Here is a 17,835-nt window from a genome sequence, read left to right as displayed (position 1 = left end):
TCAATGAGACTGGCCTGCACCGCGAAGTGCCATGTCGTCACCTCGCGAAGTGACCAGCGTTGCAGCGGGAGTTGGGATTCGGTCTCGTACCGTGGACTCCTCCCACTAGAACTGGTATCAGTTCCTGAAAGCGACCAGCACCCCCGGAACCCTCAGGGATCGCCGAACAGGCGGCCAACCCGCAGGAGGCGGCAGCGATGAGCGACCTCGTCGAGCACGGACAGCTCTACATAGGCGGTGAGTGGGCCGATCCAGCCGGCCAGGACGTGATCGAGGTCGTCTCGCCCCACACCGAACAGGTCATCGGCCGGGTGCCGCACGCCTCGCGGACCGATGTCGACCGTGCGGTGGCCGCGGCCCGTACGTCGTTCGACTCCGGGGTGTGGGCGAACGCCCCGCTGGCGGACCGGATCGCGGTGGTGACCCGGATCAAGGACGCCTTCGCGGCCCGCAGCGAGGAGATCGCCAAGGTCATCAGCTCCGAGAACGGCACGCCCTTCACCTCCGGCGTCATGGTGCAGTCGCTGGCCGCGATGCTGGCGTGGGACGCGGCGCTGACCGTGGCCCGTGACTTCCCGTTCGAGGAGCGGCGGGACGGGGTGCTGGGGCCGCTGCTGGTGCGGCGGGAGCCGGCCGGGGTGGTCGCTGCCGTCGTGCCCTGGAATGTCCCGCAGTTCACCGCCGCCGCCAAGCTCGCCCCGGCGCTGCTGGCCGGCTGCTCGGTGGTGCTGAAGGTGTCCCCGGAGACCCCGTTGGACGCGTACCTCCTCGCGGAGATCGCGACGGAGGCCGGGCTGCCGCGGGGTGTGCTGTCGATCCTCCCGGCGGACCGCGAGGTGAGCGAGTACCTGGTCGGGCACCCCGGCGTGGACAAGGTGTCGTTCACCGGCTCGGTCGCGGCGGGCAAGCGGGTCATGGAGGTCGCGGCCCGGAACCTCAGCCGGGTCACGCTGGAGCTGGGCGGGAAGTCCGCGGCGGTGATCCTGCCGGACGCGGACCTGGACGCCGCGGTGGCCGGCATCGTGCCGTTCGCCTGGATGATCAACGGCCAGGCGTGTGTGGCCCAGACGCGGATCCTCGCCCCGCGCAGCCACTACGACGAGATCGCCGAACGGTTCACCGCGGCGGCCTCCGCGCTCACCGTCGGCGACCCGCTGGATCCGGCCACCGAACTCGGCCCGCTGGTGGCCCGCCGCCAGCAGCAGCGCTCGCTGGACTACATCGAGCTCGGCCGGAAGGAGGGCGCCAAGGTCCTCACCGGCGGCGGCCGGCCCGAGGGGCAGCCGACGGGCTGGTACGTCGAGCCGACCCTCTTCGGCGAGGTCGCCAACTCCATGCGGATCGCCCGCGAGGAGATCTTCGGCCCGGTCATCTGCCTCCTCCCGTACGACGACGAGGCCGAGGCGGTACGGATCGCCAACGACTCCGACTACGGGCTCTCCGGCTCGGTGTGGACGGCCGACGTCGGCCACGGCATCGACCTCGCGCGGCAGGTGCGCACCGGGACGTACTCGGTGAACACTTTCAGCATCGACATGCTCGGCCCCTTCGGCGGCTACAAGAACTCCGGCATCGGGCGGGAGTTCGGGCCCGAGGGGTTCGGTGCCTATCTGGAGCACAAGATGATCCATCTGCCGGCCGGTGCCTGATGGGGGACCGCTGGCAGGTGGAGGTGGACCGCGGCGTCTGCATCGGGTCGGGGATGTGCGCCGCCGCGGCGCCGGACGGCTTCCGGCTGGACTCGGCCCGGCAGTCGCACCCGGTGGCGCCGGAGACGGATGCCGGCGAGAGCGTGCTGGCGGCGGCCGAGGGGTGCCCCGTGGAGGCGATCACCCTGACCGTGGCCGGCAGCGGCGAGGCGGTCTTCCCGCCGGAGGAGTGAGCGGCCCGGGGCTGGGCGGGTCCGGGGGAAGGACGGTCCGGGGAGCGCGGGAAGGCCTGGGGAGAGGCGGCCGTAAGAGCGGGGGAGGTGGCCCCGTAGGGGGCGGGGGCGGCGGTCCCGTAGGGGTGCGGAAGGCCCCCTACGGGCCAACTACCCAGGTGAGGCGCGGGGTTAACGCTCCGCGGTGTGGGCGGTGTGGGCCGCGGACGTGCCGGGCGCGCCGGGCGCGTCCGGCGCGGTCAGGCCGATCAGCCGGCACACCGTCTCGATGTCTATTTTCACCTGGGCGATCGAGGCCCGTCCCGACAGCCAGGTGATCAGCGCCGAGTGCCAGGTGTGCTCGATGACCCGGACCGCGGAGAGCTGTTCGGGGGTGGGCGAGATGGAGGGGCGCGCCAGCTCCTGCGAAGGGTGGTGGTGGGCGACGGGTGGGGCCATCGCGTCGAGGATGATCGCGGTGGTCAGCCGGGAGACGGTGTCGACCTCGGGGCTGACGGAACGGTCGGCGAAGGTCAGCGCGCGCACCATCGCGTCCGCGAGATGCGGTTCGCGCTGCAGTGCGCGGAAGGCCCGCATCAGGGTCTGGGCGACGCGGGCGCCAGGGTCCTGCTCCGACGGCGGGCGCTTGCGCAGCGTTTCGTGCATGTGCTGGAGCTGGTCCTGCATGGTGGCGACCAGCAGATGCACCTTGGAGGGGAAGTAGCGGTAGAGGGTGCCGAGCGCGACGCCCGAGGACTCGGCGACCTCGCGCATCTGCACGGCGTCGAAGCCGCCACGGGACGCCAGTTTGGCGCTGGTGTGCAGGATGCGGCGGCGCCGCGCCTCCTGACGCTCGGTCAGGGGAGGACTCGCGGGAAGGGTCGGTCTGGCCGCCTTGGATTCCGTAGTCATATTTCCCATTCCGTGGCATTCCGTCCGCGATGCGGTGAGTGCCGGTGGTGTGCTCGGCACAGCATGGCAGGGGGGCGGGTGGTGGCGCGAATCACCTGGTGCGGCTCTTTTCGCCTCGTTCTCGGCCGGTAGATTCGAAGCTGGGTGAACTGATGAGTAGCCCATCAGTTCTGAAACTTGTTCTAGATTACCGCCAGCGGTTACGCTCCGGCGAAAGTCCAGTGAGAAGGGGGCCGAGCGTGACCGCAGAGGCCGTCCAGGCAGCCGCGCCTCGCCCCGCAGAGGCCTCCCCGGCCTCCGCCCCGTCGAACGGTGAGCGTCCCCTGCGCATCGCGATGCTCACGTATAAGGGGAACCCGTTCTGCGGCGGCCAGGGTGTCTATGTACGCCACCTCTCGCGCGAACTGGCCCGCCTCGGCCACACCGTCGAGGTCATCGGCGCCCAGCCCTACCCCGTCCTGGACGAGGGGGTGCCCCTGACCGAGCTGCCCAGCCTGGACCTCTACCGCCAGCCGGACCCGTTCCGCACGCCGAAGCCGGGCGAGTACCGCGACTGGATCGACGCGCTCGAGGTCGGCACGATGTGGACCGGCGGCTTCCCCGAGCCGCTGACCTTCTCCCTGCGGGCCCGGCGCCATCTCGCCGCCCGCCGCGGCCAGTTCGATGTCGTCCACGACAACCAGACCCTCGGCTACGGCCTGCTCGGCGGCCCCGGCGCGCTCGGCGCCCCGCTGGTCACCACCATCCACCACCCCATCACCGTCGACCGGCGGCTCGATCTGGAGGCCGCCGACGGCTGGAAGCGCCGCGCCTCCGTCCGCCGCTGGTACGGCTTCACCCGCATGCAGAAGCGCGTCGCCCGGCGGCTGCCGTCGGTGCTGACCGTCTCCGGCTCCTCCCGCCAGGAGATCGTCGACGACCTCGGGGTGTCCGCAGGCCGGATCCACGTGGTCCATATCGGCGCCGACACCGACCTGTTCTCGCCAGATGCGTCGGTCGCCGAGGTGCCGGGCCGCATCGTCACCACGTCCAGCGCGGATGTGCCGCTCAAGGGTCTGATCCACCTGGTCGAGGCGCTGGCCAAGGTGCGCACCGAGAACCCCGACGCGCATCTGGTGGTCGTCGGCAAGCGCGCCGACGACGGGCCGGTCGCCGCCGCCATCGAACGGCTCGGGCTGTCCGGTGCCATCGAATTCGTCAAGGGCATCACCGACGGCGAACTCGTCGACCTGGTCCGCAGCGCCCAGATCGCCTGTGTCCCTTCCCTCTACGAGGGCTTCTCGCTGCCCGCGGCCGAAGCGATGGCCACCGGCACCCCGTTGCTGGCCACCACCGGCGGCGCGATCCCCGAGGTCGCCGGGCCGGACGGCGAGACCTGCCTCGCGGTGCCGCCGGGCGACGCCGGCGCGCTGGCGGGCGGACTGCTCCGGCTGCTGGGCGACGAGACCCTGCGCCGACGGCTCGGCGCGGCCGGCCGGGAACGGGTACTGGCCCGCTTCACCTGGCGCCAGGCCGCCCTCGGCACCGCCGAGCGCTACCGCGAGGCCATCGCCCTCCAGGGCGGCCGGGACGCCGCCCGTACCTCCTTGCGGGCCACGTCCGACAAGGCCGCCCACGCCGCGCCCGCGCCGAGCACCGCCGGACACGTCTAGCGGCCCGGCCGGCCCCGCCCTCTTTCCGCAGCCACACCGCCACCAACCGCCGGACGAAAGCAGAACGCCGTGCTGACCGTCGACTTTTCCCGTTTCCCGCTCGCTCCGGGCGATCGCGTGCTCGACCTGGGGTGCGGCGCCGGCCGGCATGCCTTCGAGTGCTACCGGCGCGGCGCGCAGGTCGTCGCCCTCGACCAGAATGGCGAGGAGATCCGCGAGGTCGCCAAGTGGTTCGCCGCGATGGAGGAGGCGGGCGAGGCCCCGGCGGGCGCCTCCGCCACCGCCATGGAGGGCGATGCGCTGAACCTGCCGTTCCCCGACGACAGCTTCGACGTCGTGATCATCTCCGAGGTCATGGAGCACATCCCGGACGACAAGGGGGTGCTCGCCGAGATGGTCCGGGTGCTGCGTCCCGGCGGCCGGATCGCCGTCACCGTCCCGCGCTACGGCCCCGAGAAGGTCTGCTGGGCGCTCAGCGACGCCTACCACGAGGTCGAGGGCGGCCATATCCGCATCTACCGCGGCGACGAACTGCTCGGCAGGATGCGGGAGGCCGGACTGGAGCCGTACGGCACCCACCACGCGCACGGGCTGCACAGCCCCTACTGGTGGCTCAAGTGCGCCTTCGGGGTCGACAACGACAAGGCGCTGCCGGTGCAGGCGTACCACAAGCTGCTGGTCTGGGACATCATGAAGAAGCCGCTGGCCACCCGGCTCGCCGAGCGGGCGCTCAACCCCGTCATCGGCAAGAGCTTCGTCGTCTACGCGACCAAGCCGCACCTGCCCGGGACGGCGGCTGCCGCCGAACCGGCCGTCGCCGAGCCGGCTGCCGCCGAACAGGCCGCCGCGCCCTCCGAGCCGGCCGCCCCGAAGCCCGCCCGAGGCACCAAGCCGGGCGGCACGTCCGGCACCAAGTCCGGCGCCAAGTCCGGCACCAAGGCTCCCGCCAAGTCCCCCTCCAGGACTTCCGCGGCCAAGCCCGCCACCAAGCCCGCCACCAAGAACTCCACCGGGGCCGCCAAGTGACAAGTCCCGGGCGTACCGAACGGCTGGTCCTGCCGGGGGTGCTCACCGCCGAAGAGGCGGCCCGCACGGTGGCCGGCATCCTGGCGGTCCAGCGGCCGGACGGCGCGATCCCCTGGTTCCGGGGCCACCACCTCGACCCGTGGGACCACACCGAGGCCGCCATGGCCCTGGACGCGGCCGGCGAACACGAGCGCGCCGAGGCGGCGTACGACTGGCTGGTGCGGCATCAGAACCCGGACGGGTCCTGGTACGCGGCCTACGCCGACGGCGACGCCGAGAAGCCCACCGACCGCGGCCGGGAGACCAACTTCTGCGCCTATATCGCGGTCGGCGTCTGGCACCACTACCTCTCCACCGGCGACGAGACCTTCCTCGACCGCATGTGGCCCGCAGTCCACTCGGCGATCGAGTACGTCCTGGAGCTGCAGCAGCCGGGCGGCGAGATCGGCTGGAAGCGCGAGGACGACGGCACCCCCGTGAACGACGCGCTGCTCACCGGCTCGTCCTCCGTCTACCAGGCGCTGCGCTGTGCGCTCGCCCTCGCCGAACAGCGCGAGGAGCCGCAGCCCGACTGGGAACTGGCGGTCGGCAGCCTCGGCCATGCGATACGCAGCCACCCCGAGCGGTTCCTCGACAAGGCCCGCTACTCCATGGACTGGTACTACCCGATCCTGGGCGGCGCGGTCCGCGGTGCGGCGGCCAGGGAGCGTATCGACGCGGAGTGGGAGCGCTTCGTCGTGCCCGGTCTGGGCGTCCGCTGTGTGCTGCCCAACCCCTGGGTCACCGGCGGGGAGAGCGCGGAACTGGCGCTCGCGCTGTGGGCGATGGGGGAGTCCGAGCGAGCCGTACAGATCCTCAAGTGGATCCAGCACCTGCGCGCCGAGGACGGCATGTACTGGACCGGTTACGTCTTCGACGACGACGCGATCTGGCCCCGCGAACTCACCTCCTGGACGGCCGGTTCGCTGCTGCTCGCGGTGGCGGCCCTGGGCGGCGACGAGGCCACCACCTCGGTCTTCGGGAGCGAGTGGCTGCCGACGGGGCTGGACCCGGACTGCTGCAGGCCGCCGGCTCCGTAGGACGGCGCGCACCCCGGAAAAGGAGGCGCGGGGAGGGGGAGGGCGCATTACTGTGCGCCCCATGACACTCCAAGGATCCCTCACTCACGAGGAATACTGCGCCCAATTCCTCGCCGAAACCGACGCGTTCCGGGAGATCGTGCGGACAGCTGACCTCTCGGCGACCGTGCCGACCTGCCCCGACTGGACGCTGGCCGATCTCGCCCGGCATGTGGGGGGTGCGCACCGCTGGGTCGGCACGATCGTCGCCACCCGGGCGGCGGAGAACGTCGACGACGCGGACGTCCCCGAGGGTGAGGGACCCGAGGGCGAGGACGCGGCGGCGCTGGACGCCTGGCTGGCGGCGGGCGCCGAACAGACCGTCGCCGCGCTGCGGGAGGCCGGCCCCGACACGGAGGTCTGGAGCTGGACGACGGCGCGGAACACGGGGTTCTGGGCCCGCCGGATGACCCATGAGACGGTCATCCACCGGGCCGATGCCGCGCTGGCCGCCGGTGTCCCCTTCGACGTCCCGGCGCCGGTCGCCGCCGACTGTCTGGAGGAGTGGCTGCAGATCGGCGAACTGCCGATGGTGGTGGCCCGCTTCGCCGAGCGCGGGGCCGGGCTGTCCGGCCCCGGCCGGACGATTCACGTTCACGCCACCGACGCCCCGCCCGGCCTGGACGCCGAGTGGCTGCTCGACCTCACGGGGGAGGCGCCCACCCACCGCCGCACCCATGAGAAGGCGGCGGTCGCGCTGCGCGGCCCCCTCACCGATGTGCTCCAGGTCCTCTACCGCCGGCTGCCCGCCGGCAGCGACCGGGTCCAGGTACTGGGCGAGCGCGACCTCCTCGACCGGTGGCTGGAGTGGGCGACCTTCGAGTGAGCGACCGGCCGGGCTCAGGAGTTCAGTTCGGCCAGTACCCGTAGCGTGTGCGGGTCCGGGGCGGTGACCAGCAGATCCGTGACCGGGCCCGCGCGCCACAACTCCAGCCGTTCGGCGATCCGTTCCCGCGGACCGACCAGGGAGATCTCGTCGGCGAAGGCGTCCGGAACGGCGCGGACGGCCTCCTCCTTGCGGCCGTCGAGGAAGAGCCGCTGCACCCGCCAGGGCCTCCTCCTCGAACCCCATCCGCGCCATCAGATCGGCGTGGAAGTTCTTTGCGGCGTGGCCCATCCCGCCGATGTAGAAGCCGAGCATGGCCTTCACCGGCAGCAGCCCCTCGGCGATGTCGTCACAGACCACGGCGCGGGCCATGGGCGCGATGAGGAACCCGTCCGGGGCGTCCGCCAGCGACGCCCGGTAGACCTCGGTGCGCTGCGGTGACCAGTACAGCGGCAGCCAGCCGTCCGCGATCCGGGTGGTCTGGACGATGTTCTTGGGGCCCTCGGCGCCGAGGAGGAGCGGAATGCCCGCCCGCAGCGGGTGGGTGATGGGCTTGAGCGGCTTGCCGAGGCCGGTGCCGTCCGCCCCGCGGTAGGGGTGCGGGTGGAAGAGCCCGTCCGAGGCCACCGGCCCCTCGCGGCGCAGGACTTGGCGGATCACGTCCACATATTCGCGGGTGGCGGTCAGCGGGCTCTTGGGGAAGGGCCGTCCGTACCACCCCTCGACGACCTGCGGTCCGGAGAGGCCCAGGCCCAGCAGCAGGCGCCCGCCGGAGAGATGGTCGAGGGTCAGGGCGTGCATCGCGGTGGCGGTGGGGGTGCGGGCCGCCATCTGCGCGATACCGGTGCCCAGTTTGATGCCGGAGGTGTGGGCGGCGATCCAGGTGAGCGCGGTGAAGGCGTCCGACCCCCAGGCCTCCGCGGTCCACACCGAGTCGTACCCCAGCCGCTCGGCCTCGCGGGCGAGTTCGAGGTGCCGGGGATCGGGGCCGCGGCCCCAGTAGCCGAGTGCCAGCCCCAGTCGCATGCCGATCGCCCCTCCCGGACGCGGTGACCGCACCGTGCTGACGGCGGCTCGCGCTGACGGGGGCCCGGGCTGACGGTGTCCCGTACCGGCGATGTCCCGTACTGGCGATGTCCCGTGGTGACGGTGAAGTCTTTGCTGGCGGTGTGTCAGGTGCCGTGCGTCCGGCGACTGTACGGCCCGGTCGCGGACATGGCAACGGCCCCCCGCCCGGGAGGGCGAGGGGCCGCGAGGTGCGAGGCCGCGAAAGGACCGCTGGGCGTCCGGTGTCAGCCGCGCTGGATACCGGTGGTGTCCTGCAGCACGCCGCGACGGCCGTCCTGGGTCTGGGCGATCAGGGCCTGGCCGCGCTGCTCCACCGCGAGGTACCAGGTGCCGGGCGCCAGTTCGGCGATCGGCGCCGGCGAACCGTCCTCGCCGTACAGCGGGCGGGCGACGGGCACCGCGAACCAGAACGGCGCGAAGTCCGTGGGGGCGCCGGCCACGGGGGCGGCTCCCGCGGGGGCGGCTGCCGCCTGGCCGCCGGCCGTGGCGTCGGCCGGTGCCTGCTGGCCGTAGGGCTGGCCGGGCTGGGGCTGCTGCTGGCCTCCCGGGTAGCCGTAGCCGTGGCCCGCCTGCTGCTGGGCGCCGGGGTAGCCGTAACCCGGGTTGGGGCCGGCCCCGTAGGGGGCGGGCTGCGGCTTGGGGGCGCCGACCAGCGCGACCTTGAGCGCCGGGACGAGCGGACCGGCGACGGCGCCACCGGCCAGGATCAGGGCGGCGATCAGGCCGAGGATCAGGCCCGCCCCGCCGCCGGCGGCGGAGATGATGGTCCACAGCGCCGTCCAGGCCGCGAAGACGGTGAGGGCGACACCGAACTGGCCGACATCGAGGCCGGCGACCTTGCGCTGCTGCGTCTGCGGCAGCGTCCGGCCGAGGATGATGATCGCCGCACCGATCACTCCGGCCAGGTACACGCTCATGAGGAGGCCCAGCGACTGCCAGGCGTTGATGCCCGAGGAGGCCTGGGCTTCGCAGTACTTGGCGAGTGCGCCGGCGCCGGAGCAGTCCGGGGCGCTGGTGAGATCGAGGAACGAGGCGATGAACAGCAACACCGCTGCTCCGATCACCACGCCGTCGCCTCGAGTGAGGGAGCGGATGTTCACGTAAGGGTCCTTTGTCGGTTTCGTGGGTCCGGTCGTCGCTGTCGCGGTGCGCAGTGCGAGGCACGGCGGTGGCCACCCATCGTAAAGGGGAACCTGTCACCGAATCCTGCGGGCTGCCCTGTTCGTTTCCCCGCGCTATCGGCACGGCGTACCGGATCCGGTATCGGCGGGGTTTCGGGTCGTGGGCCGGCGGCCGGGTCAGTGCGTCAAGAAGTCCGTAATGCCCTCGGTGATCCCACGGGCCGCTTTTTGCCGCCACTTGGCGTCGGTCAATTGCGCGGCGTCCTCGGGGTCGCGCATATTGCCGCATTCGATGAAGACCTTCGGCACCGTTGAGAGGTTGAGGCCGCCGAGATCGGAGCGCACGTCCAGCCCGGTGCCGTGGCCGATGTAATTGGAGGGGGCGCTTCCGGTGACCGCGCGGAACCGGCCGGCCAGCCGTTCGCCCAGCTTCCGCGAGGGCGCCACGATCGGGGCGGTGGCGGCGGGGCGGGCCGTCACGCGGGCGGGGAGGATGACATGGAAGCCGCGGTTGCCGGCGTCCGAGCCGTCGGCGTGGATCGAGAGCGCGGCATCGGCGTGCTGCTTGTTCCCGATACCGGCGCGCTCGTCCACGCACGGCCCGTACGGGCGGTCGCCGTCCTGGGTGAACACGACCTTGGCGCCCGCGTCCCGCAGGAGTGTGCGGGCGCGGCGGGCGACGTCGAGGGTGAAGGACGCTTCGGCGTAACCGTCGTTGGTGGAGGTGCCGGTGGTGTCGCACTCCTTGTGGCCGTTGCCGATGTCCACCTGGCGGGCTATGTCCCGGCCGTGCTCGCCGTTGTGCGGATTGTGGCCGGGGTCGATCACCACGACCTTGCCCTTGAGGCTGCCGCGCGGGCCGCCCTTGCCGGGGCCGGAGCCGGAGCCGGAGCCGGAGCCGTGGCCCGTGGAGCCCGGTCCGCTGTCCTTGCCGCCCGGGCCCTGGTTGCCGTCGCCTGCCGTGCCGCCGGCCTGGTGCTCCGACGACCGGCTCGGTGCGGGCTGCCCGGCCCACGGGAGCCCGGCGCCGTCCCCCGACGACCGCCAGACCAGCCAGCCGCCCCCCAGGCCGGCGGCCACCACGGCGGCCAGTACGGCGAGGAGGGGGCCGCGCAGGCGGCGGTGCGGGGGAGGAGTACTGCCGTTCGACACGTCGGCGATCGTAGCCCGCTCAGATGCCGGCCCCGGTGCGCCGCAGTACGTGCAGCGACCGGTGGGCCGATATCTCGGTGAAGGCGCCGGACTCCAGGGCCCTGCGGTAGATGCGGTACGGGGCCTGGCCGCCGTCCGCCGGATCCGCGAACACGTCGTGGATGACCAGCAGCCCGCCGGGCGCGACATGCGGGGCCCAGCCCTCGTAGTCGGCGGTGGCGTGCTCGTCGGTGTGCCCGCCGTCGATGAAGACCAGGCCCACCGGCGCCTGCCAGACGGCCGCGGCCTGCGGGGAGCGGCCCACCAGGGCGATCACCTGGTCCTCCAGGCCCGCGGCGTGCAGGGTGCGGCGGAAGGCGGGCAGGGTGTCCATCCGGCCGACCTCGGGGTCGACGACGGTCGGGTCGTGGTACTCCCAGCCGGGCTGCTGCTCCTCGCTGCCCCGGTGGTGGTCGACGGTGACGGCCACGACCCCGGCGGCGCGGGCGGCGTCCGCGAGCAGAATCGTGGACCGGCCGCAGTAGGTGCCGACCTCCACCAGCGGCAGCCCGAGCGCCGCTGCCTCGGCCGCCGCCGCGTACAGCGCAAGGCCCTCGTCCACGGGCATGAAGCCCTTCGCCGCCTCGAACGCGGCGAGGATCTCCGGCTGCGGAGCGGTCGGAGCCGTGGGAGCGGACATGGGCTGCCTCCTGGTGGTGCGGTCAGGGCCTCATCGTGCCGTACGGGCCGGGACGCGCGAGTCGCGGGTCTCCCTTACGGCCACTCTTCCTGCCACCCTTCCGGTCATTCGGATATCGGAACGGGGTTCCTCTTTCCGTGCGTCGGGGGACCTGGCTGTTCCTGGACTGCTCCTGGGCTGTTCCCGGGCTGTTCCTGTCGGTTCCCGCTGGGTTCCTGGCGGATCTCCGCCGGATCTCCGCCGGTTTCCTGTCTGTTCCCGGCGTTTTATCGTCGGCCGTTTCCCTGATGCCGCGAAAGCGGCGAATACACAACGGGGAACGGTACGGAGGGAAAGGCGGCTCGCGGCATCCTGCGGAGAGGCGTACCGGAATTCACCGGACCGTTTCGTGTCCGCCTCCCTCTCGTTCCCTGAGGAATCCCGATGGGGCCGGTGGGGGCCGGTAGGTCCGGTAGGGCCGGTTGGGTGGGACCGCCCCTGGGGAATCCCGAACGGGCCCCGGCGGGCAGCGGCTCATCGCCCCGGGCCTCCCCGTCCGCCGGCCTCCACGACGCTATCCGCCAGGGCCGGGACCTCCCAGGCGGGCGGTCAGGCGTTCCTTGGCCGCAGGCCACTCCCGGGCAAGAATCGAGAAGTACACCGTGTCGCGCCAGGTGCCGTCCGGCCGTTGGCGATGGCGGCGCAGGACTCCTTCGCGCTGCGCCCCGAGACGGGCGATGGCCGCCTGCGAGCGGTGATTGAGGTGATCGGTCTTCAACTGCACGCGTCCCATGCCCAGGTCTTCGAAGGCATGGGTGAGCAGGAGCAGCTTCGCCTCGGTATTGATCGCGGTGCGCCAGCACGCACGCCCGTACCACGTCCAGCCGATCTCCAACCGCTCGTCGTCCACGTCGATGTCCATGTACGCGGTCCAGCCGACGGCCTGGTCGCTCGCACGGTGGATGACCGCGAAGGGAACGCACTCACCCCGCCCGGCGCCCTCCAGCAGTACGGCGAGCTTGTCGCCCAGCTCCTCCTGCGTCTGCGGCGCCGGCCCGCCCTGCCACCGCCACACCTCCTCGTCGCGGCCTCCTGCCGCAAACAGCTCGCCCAGATGCCCGGCCGTCAGGGGCTCCAGGCGCACGTGGTGGCCAGTGAGGACGGTGGGCAGCGGAGACCGGGTAGGCATGACGCAGAAGCTATCCGAGCATCGCACTAGGAGCAAGTGGGTTCTGTACTAGTGCAAACATACCCTTCTTTGCGGGGAACACGGCCTCCCCTGCCGCGAGTTAACGCAGCAGGCCGGCTGAGATACTCCGGTCATGGATGCCGGGTCGATAGGGGGCGGGACGCAGCCTGACGCGGCGCTGCCCGAACGGATCGACTCGGTGCGTCGCTCGGGGTGGGTGCTGCGTTCCGCACAGGTGGCGGACGTCGAGATGATCGCGGAGCTGCGGGCCGTGGTCATGCGTGCGGATCCGATCGACGTCTTCATGGTGCGCGCGGCGGGCGGGGCCCCGTTCCGAAAGCCTGACCGGCGACAGCGCCGCCCTGCCCTGCCCCACGCTGCCCAACTCCCGCCCCGCTCCACGCAAGCCCACCCCACCCCACCCCACCTGTCCTGTCCGACTGAACCTTTCGAGAACCGGTCCTGGTGACCTGCGATTCGCAACCTTCGCTAGGGCCGCGAGGGCCAGAACGTCTCACCGTAGGTTGCATTATCGGTGGCGTGTTGGGCACCGGGGTGATGTTTGGTTCCGCTTGGGTGAGGTGTCTCAGATCAGGCTGAGCTGTTCTCCCGGAGCCGGTGGCAGGAGAGCGTTTCGGAGCTGGGAGAGCGTGGCTCGCCAAGGGCCATCTTCATCGCTTTCACCCCAGAGTTCCATGAGCTCAGATGGCTCGGTGACGACTCGGTCGAGGGCGTGGACGGCGAGCTCGCGGAGGTCGGTGGGTAGCTTGGGGATGGGCAGGTCCGGCCCGTAGGCAGTGGTGATGGGCTCGCCTCCAGGGCACTGCGCGGCGACCAGTGCTGCCGCGGCGATTGCCTCCACCGAGATGTCGTGGTCGAGGTAGCCATGGGTGTCGACCGCGCGGGCCAGCGCCGAGCGGATGATGCCTTCCCGTTTGCCCTCGGCTGTCTCGTCGAGGGTGTAAGAGAAGTCGGCAGCAGTGTCATTGTCGAAGGGGCCGACGTCCCAGGTTCCCATGTTCTCTCCTGCTCGTGTGATGTCCAGGCATCGTGCCAGGCAGGACTGACATGGGCTGCCTGTGCAGAGTGAGATCGGGGACAAGGTCGCGCTGGGTCGTCGGGTGTGGCTGCGTGGGTGGAAACGGAGAGCGTTTGTAGACGAGTTGCAGGAGCAGTCGCTTGTCGCTGGTGCCCGGAATGTTGTCATCGCGAAACTGGCCGCGGTGTCCAAGCAGACGGTCTACAAGCACTTCGCGGACAAGGAAAAGCTGTTCTCCGAAATCGTCCTGGCCACCACTGATCGCATCGACGGCGTGATCGACGTGGTGGCCGCCGTCCCCGCGGACGCCGATGCCCTGGAAGAGAACCTGACCCGGCTCGCCCGCCAGTTCCTGGTCACCCTCACCCAGCCCCAGGTCCTTCAGCTGCGACGTCTGATCATCGCCAACGCCGATGCCTTCCCCGAGCTGGGTGCCGCCTGGTACGAGCAGGGCTTCGAAAGGGTTCTGGTCACCCTGGCGGAGACCTTCCGGCACCTCACCGACGCGGGCCTGCTCCGGACCGACGACGCGATGCTGGCGGCCCATCACTTCGCTGGCCTGTTGCTGTGGATCCCCGTGAACAAGGGCATGTTCCACGGCAGTGCCCAGCACACCGAGGCAGACCTCGACCACTACGCCGCTGCCGGCGTCCGCGCCTTCCTCGCCGCCCACGGCTGATCCGGCGGGCTCGAAGAACGCGACGGTACTCAATCGGTGCGTGTGGAACGGGCGTAGCGCTCCGCGAGCCGGCGCAGGTGGTCGACCAGTTCCGCGGGTTCGGTGACATCGAAGTCGAGGTCGAGCATGCCCAGGTAGACCGCGAGGGTCTGCACGGTGTCGGCGCCGGTGGTCAGGACGCAGGTGTCGGCGTCGAGCGCCTCGACGGTGCCGACGGCGGGGTTGATCCGCTCGATCACCGACGACGCGGGGGCATGCACGGTCACCCGTGTGTGGTGGCGCCAGGCCGCGGCCGACACCCGTCGGGAGACGTACGCCGCCACGTCGCCGCCGGGCGGTTCGCGCGGAGGGAAGCGCGGTCCGGTCGGGGTGCGGGGCTCGATCCGGTCGACGCGGAAGGTGCGCCAGTCCTCGCGCTCGACGTCCCACGCGACCAGGTACCAGCGCTGCCCCGAGTTCACCGCCCGGTACGGCTCCACGACGCGGCGGGTGGGCGAGCCGGCGTGGTCCAGGTAGTCGAAGCGCAGTCGCTCCCGGTCACGGCAGGCGGAGACCAGGGTGGTGAGCACGTCCGCCGAGACGGCCGGGGCGGGGCGGTCGGCCGGCACGGTCACGGTGTACGTCTGGAGCGCCCGCACCCGCTGGCGCAGCCGCGAGGGCAGCACCTGTTCCAGCTTGGTCAGCGCCTGTAACGAAGTCTCCTCGGTGCCGGGAACGGCGCCCTGTGCCGCGATGCGCAGGGCGATCGTCACGGCGACGGCCTCCTCGTCCTCCAGGAGCAGCGGAGGCATGGCCGCCCCGGCACCCAGCCGGTAGCCGCCGGTGGCTCCACGGGTGGCGTCCACGGGGTAGCCGAGCTCACGCAGCCGGTCGATGTCGTTACGGACGGTTCGGCCGCTCACCCCGAGACGCTCGGCCAGTTCGGAGCCCGGCCATTCCCTCGGTGTCTGTAACAGGGAGAGCAGGCGCAGCAGACGTGCGGAGGTATCAAGCATGGGACCCAGCCTGTTCTTCAATTAGGCACGTACCGTGCCTATATCCAGATTACTGTTTTACCCATGGAGAACAGCAGCAACACCGACGCCCGGATCCATCCCTTCCGCATCGACGTTCCGCAGGCCGAACTCGACGACCTGCGCGAGCGGTTGGCACGTACCCGCTGGGGCAGCGAGATCCCCGGCGCCGGCTGGAGCCGGGGTGTACCCAGCGCCTATCTCAAGGACCTGGCCGCGTACTGGGCCGATGGTTTCGACTGGCGCAAGGCGGAGGCGGAGCTCAATGAGTTCCCGCAGTTCACCACCGAGATCGACGGCCAGAACATCCACTTCCTGCACGTCCGTTCGCAGAACCCGGCGGCCGTTCCGCTGCTTCTGATGCACGACTGGCCCTGCTCGTTCGTGCAGTTCGCCGAGGTCATCCGGCCGCTGACGGAGGACTTCCACGTCGTCGTGACCTCGACCCCCGGCACCGGCTTCTCCGGTCCGCTCGGCGAGGCCGGCTGGAACACCGGCCGGATCGCGGGCGCGTTCGTCGAGCTGATGGCGCGGCTCGGCCACGACTCGTACGGCGTCCAGGGCACGGGTGGCGGCGCCTGGATCGCCGCCGAGATGGGCCGCCAGGCTCCGGACCGGGTCATCGGTGTCCACGTCAACGGCCTGGTCACCTTCCCTTCCGGGGACCCCGCCGAGCTCGAAGGACTGACCGGTCCGGAGCAGGAGCGGCTGGCCCGGATGGAGAACTTCCAGCAGGACATGATGGGCTTCAACGCCATCCAGTCCACCCGCCCGCAGACCGTCGCCTATGGACTGCATGACTCGCCGGTCGGCCAACTCGCCTGGATCGCCGAGAAGTTCAAGGAGTGGACGGACCCCGCCGCCGAGCTCCCCGAGGACGCTGTGGGCCGCGACCGGCTGCTGACCAACATCAGCGTCTACTGGTTCAGCGGTACGGCGGGCTCCTCGGCGAACCTGTACTACGAGTCGGGCCACGACCCGAGCGCCTGGGCCCCGAAGCCGCGCGGCACCGTCCCGACCGGCGTGGCCGTCGCCCTGCACACCGACATCGCCATCCGGCGCTTCGCCGAGCGCGACCACAACATCACCCACTGGACCGAGCTGGAGCGCGGCGGCAACTTCCTCGCCCTGGAGCAGCCGGAGGCGTTCGTCACCGACGTCCGTGCCTTCTTCGGCTCGCTCGACGCCTGACACCTGGGGAGGCTGCGGTGACGGCGACGGCGTTCGCGCCGACGATCACCAGGATCGCCGCCCACGCGGCCGTGTCGAGGGCCTGGTCCAGCACGATCAGGCCGACCAGAGCGGCGAAGACCGGACTCACGCTCATGAACACGCCGAAGAAGTGCGCCGGGACGCGGCGCAGCGCCAGCAGATCGGAGAGGAACGGCACCGCCGAGGAGAGCACTCCGGCGGCCAGCGCGCAGGCGAGGGCGGCAAGGGTGGGCGGGCGGTGCCAGAGCACCAGGGCGCCGACGGGGAGGTAGAGCGCGCCGGAGATGGCCGCGGCCGCGGCCGAACCCTCCAGGCCGGGCAGCCGCCGGTCGACGGTGCGGTTGAGCACGACGTAACAGCCCCAGCACACCGCGGCCAGCAGGGCCAGGCCGATGCCCGGGTAGTCGGTGGACGGGGAGGGACGGGCCAGCACGACGACCGCGGCCGCGGCGGCCAGCGCGCAGAGCGCGTCGGTCCGGCGTCGGGAGCCGGCCAGCGCCACGGTCAGCGGGCCGAGGAACTCCAGTGTGACGGCCAGCCCGAGCCCGATGCGGTCGATGGCCGTGTAGAGCGACAGGTTCATCGTGGCGAAGACCAGCGCCAGCCCCAGCACCGGCCGCCACTGCGCCCAGGTGAACGACCGCAGCAGCGGCCGGCCGACCGCATCTCGTCCGGTGCCCCCACCAGCCGGAACTCCCACCCCACCCGATCGCAGGCCGCCCGCGTCGCCTCGAACTTCTCCCAGTCTCGAGGCCGGCGCCGTTCCGTAGGGCGGCAGTCGAACACCACTGCGGAGCCGTCTTCCCGCCGTGCGAAGTAGGCCGGCACGTGCGAGAGGCCCTTGCTGTTCCCCGACATCCAGAACAGCCAAAATGGCTGTGACGACACCGCCACCACGGACGGGTCAAAGTCCATCAGCATCACGTGATCACGTTCCAGCCAGGACTCGTACCCGATGTGCCCGTCCGTCGTCGACGACCACCACAGCCCTGGCAGGTGCCGCTGCCCTTTGTACGACTTGAACGCGCGTACCGGCGCGACGTCCTCGAACCGTACTGACCACACATCGGCCAGCGGCCGGCGTAGTTCCGATCCATCTTGCTCGACGTACCCGACCTCGAATCCATCGGCGGGCGGCCCCTGTGCGCCGCCGGCCAGCATGCGTAACCCAGCTTCCACGGATGGTCTAACGCCAGGTCCGCTCGCAAGGTAACGCGGGACCTCGCAAGATCCCTCGCAACCTATGCCCGGACTTCGCAGGGTTCAGCGAGACAAGACACCACCCCACCTCTCCACCCCACCCCACCCC

The 17,835-nt window shown here is 71.3% G+C and carries 16 protein-coding genes and 3 pseudogenes; 9 read left to right on the top strand and 10 right to left on the bottom strand.

The features are described from left to right. Positions 1 to 197 precede the first annotated feature (197 nt). Positions 198 to 1,649, top strand: coding sequence for an aldehyde dehydrogenase (locus ABR737_RS14820; RefSeq protein ID WP_350250650.1), 1,452 nt, complete (start codon positions 198 to 200; stop codon positions 1,647 to 1,649). Next, complete coding sequence (locus ABR737_RS14815; RefSeq protein WP_350250649.1) at positions 1,649 to 1,882, top strand: ferredoxin; 234 nt, start codon at positions 1,649 to 1,651, stop codon at positions 1,880 to 1,882. The genes ABR737_RS14820 and ABR737_RS14815 overlap by 1 nt, the downstream gene beginning before the upstream one ends. Positions 1,883 to 2,053: 171 nt before the next feature. On the opposite strand, the gene ABR737_RS14810 is transcribed toward ABR737_RS14815, so the two are convergent. After that, complete coding sequence (locus ABR737_RS14810) at positions 2,054 to 2,773, bottom strand: TetR family transcriptional regulator (RefSeq protein WP_350250648.1); 720 nt, start codon at positions 2,771 to 2,773, stop codon at positions 2,054 to 2,056. A 239-nt stretch (positions 2,774 to 3,012) separates the two neighbouring features. Between ABR737_RS14810 and ABR737_RS14805 the strand changes: the two genes are divergently transcribed. The 4 genes and pseudogenes from ABR737_RS14805 (at position 3,013) to ABR737_RS14790 (ending at position 7,395) form a co-directional block, all read left to right on the top strand. Then, complete coding sequence (locus ABR737_RS14805) at positions 3,013 to 4,425, top strand: glycosyltransferase family 4 protein (protein ID WP_350250647.1); 1,413 nt, start codon at positions 3,013 to 3,015, stop codon at positions 4,423 to 4,425. A 69-nt stretch (positions 4,426 to 4,494) separates the two neighbouring features. Continuing rightward, positions 4,495 to 5,226, top strand: a pseudogene (locus tag ABR737_RS14800) (class I SAM-dependent methyltransferase); the annotation flags it as partial. Positions 5,227 to 5,447: 221 nt separating this feature from the next. Then, the gene (locus tag ABR737_RS14795) at positions 5,448 to 6,530 is read left to right on the top strand and encodes a prenyltransferase/squalene oxidase repeat-containing protein (RefSeq protein ID WP_350250645.1); all 1,083 of its coding nucleotides are present in this window, start codon (positions 5,448 to 5,450) and stop codon (positions 6,528 to 6,530) included. Between the two features lie 61 nt (positions 6,531 to 6,591). Then, positions 6,592 to 7,395 (top strand): maleylpyruvate isomerase family mycothiol-dependent enzyme, encoded by an 804-nt coding sequence (locus ABR737_RS14790; protein ID WP_350250644.1) that lies wholly within the window; start codon positions 6,592 to 6,594, stop codon positions 7,393 to 7,395. 14 nt (positions 7,396 to 7,409) lie between these two features. Here ABR737_RS14790 and ABR737_RS14785 read toward each other — a convergent pair. From ABR737_RS14785 to ABR737_RS14765, 5 genes and pseudogenes are all read right to left on the bottom strand, one after another. After that, a pseudogene (locus ABR737_RS14785) lies at positions 7,410 to 8,421 on the bottom strand (LLM class F420-dependent oxidoreductase). A gap of 266 nt (positions 8,422 to 8,687) precedes the next feature. Continuing rightward, complete coding sequence (locus ABR737_RS14780; RefSeq protein WP_350250643.1) at positions 8,688 to 9,563, bottom strand: hypothetical protein; 876 nt, start codon at positions 9,561 to 9,563, stop codon at positions 8,688 to 8,690. 198 nt (positions 9,564 to 9,761) lie between these two features. Beyond that, complete coding sequence (locus tag ABR737_RS14775; RefSeq protein ID WP_350250642.1) at positions 9,762 to 10,736, bottom strand: N-acetylmuramoyl-L-alanine amidase; 975 nt, start codon at positions 10,734 to 10,736, stop codon at positions 9,762 to 9,764. Positions 10,737 to 10,755: 19 nt separating this feature from the next. Continuing rightward, positions 10,756 to 11,415 (bottom strand): class I SAM-dependent methyltransferase, encoded by a 660-nt coding sequence (locus ABR737_RS14770; RefSeq protein ID WP_350250641.1) that lies wholly within the window; start codon positions 11,413 to 11,415, stop codon positions 10,756 to 10,758. A 553-nt stretch (positions 11,416 to 11,968) separates the two neighbouring features. Then, positions 11,969 to 12,583: a GNAT family N-acetyltransferase gene (locus tag ABR737_RS14765; protein WP_350250640.1), complete on the bottom strand. Its 615-nt coding sequence runs from the start codon at positions 12,581 to 12,583 to the stop codon at positions 11,969 to 11,971. A 133-nt stretch (positions 12,584 to 12,716) separates the two neighbouring features. Between ABR737_RS14765 and ABR737_RS14760 the strand changes: the two genes are divergently transcribed. After that, on the top strand, positions 12,717 to 13,052 hold the full coding sequence (locus ABR737_RS14760; RefSeq protein ID WP_350250639.1) for a hypothetical protein: 336 nt from the start codon (positions 12,717 to 12,719) through the stop codon (positions 13,050 to 13,052). A gap of 117 nt (positions 13,053 to 13,169) precedes the next feature. Here the strand turns inward: ABR737_RS14760 and ABR737_RS14755 are convergent, their stop codons facing one another. After that, positions 13,170 to 13,601, bottom strand: coding sequence for a DUF4259 domain-containing protein (locus ABR737_RS14755; RefSeq protein ID WP_350250638.1), 432 nt, complete (start codon positions 13,599 to 13,601; stop codon positions 13,170 to 13,172). 61 nt (positions 13,602 to 13,662) lie between these two features. Between ABR737_RS14755 and ABR737_RS14750 the strand changes: the two genes are divergently transcribed. Beyond that, complete coding sequence (locus ABR737_RS14750; RefSeq protein ID WP_350250637.1) at positions 13,663 to 14,301, top strand: TetR/AcrR family transcriptional regulator; 639 nt, start codon at positions 13,663 to 13,665, stop codon at positions 14,299 to 14,301. A gap of 29 nt (positions 14,302 to 14,330) precedes the next feature. On the opposite strand, the gene ABR737_RS14745 is transcribed toward ABR737_RS14750, so the two are convergent. After that, positions 14,331 to 15,296 carry a helix-turn-helix transcriptional regulator gene (locus tag ABR737_RS14745; protein ID WP_350250636.1) on the bottom strand — a complete coding sequence of 322 codons (966 nt, stop codon included), beginning with the start codon at positions 15,294 to 15,296 and terminating at the stop codon, positions 14,331 to 14,333. 63 nt (positions 15,297 to 15,359) lie between these two features. Here ABR737_RS14745 and ABR737_RS14740 point away from each other — a divergent pair, with 63 nt between their 5' ends. Continuing rightward, positions 15,360 to 16,505: an epoxide hydrolase family protein gene (locus tag ABR737_RS14740; RefSeq protein WP_350250635.1), complete on the top strand. Its 1,146-nt coding sequence runs from the start codon at positions 15,360 to 15,362 to the stop codon at positions 16,503 to 16,505. Here ABR737_RS14740 and ABR737_RS14735 read toward each other — a convergent pair. Further along, the gene (locus ABR737_RS14735; protein WP_502964484.1) at positions 16,465 to 17,304 is read right to left on the bottom strand and encodes an EamA family transporter; all 840 of its coding nucleotides are present in this window, start codon (positions 17,302 to 17,304) and stop codon (positions 16,465 to 16,467) included. The two genes, ABR737_RS14740 and ABR737_RS14735, sit on opposite strands and share 41 nt — an antisense overlap. Beyond that, positions 17,244 to 17,687: pseudogene (locus ABR737_RS14730) on the bottom strand (TnsA-like heteromeric transposase endonuclease subunit); the annotation flags it as partial. The pseudogene ABR737_RS14730 and the gene ABR737_RS14735, both read right to left, overlap by 61 nt. Positions 17,688 to 17,835: the final 148 nt, after the last annotated feature.

Source organism: Streptomyces sp. Edi2, from assembly GCF_040253635.1.
GTDB lineage: Bacteria > Actinomycetota > Actinomycetes > Streptomycetales > Streptomycetaceae > Streptomyces.
This window is presented reverse-complemented; position numbering and strand designations above follow the sequence as displayed.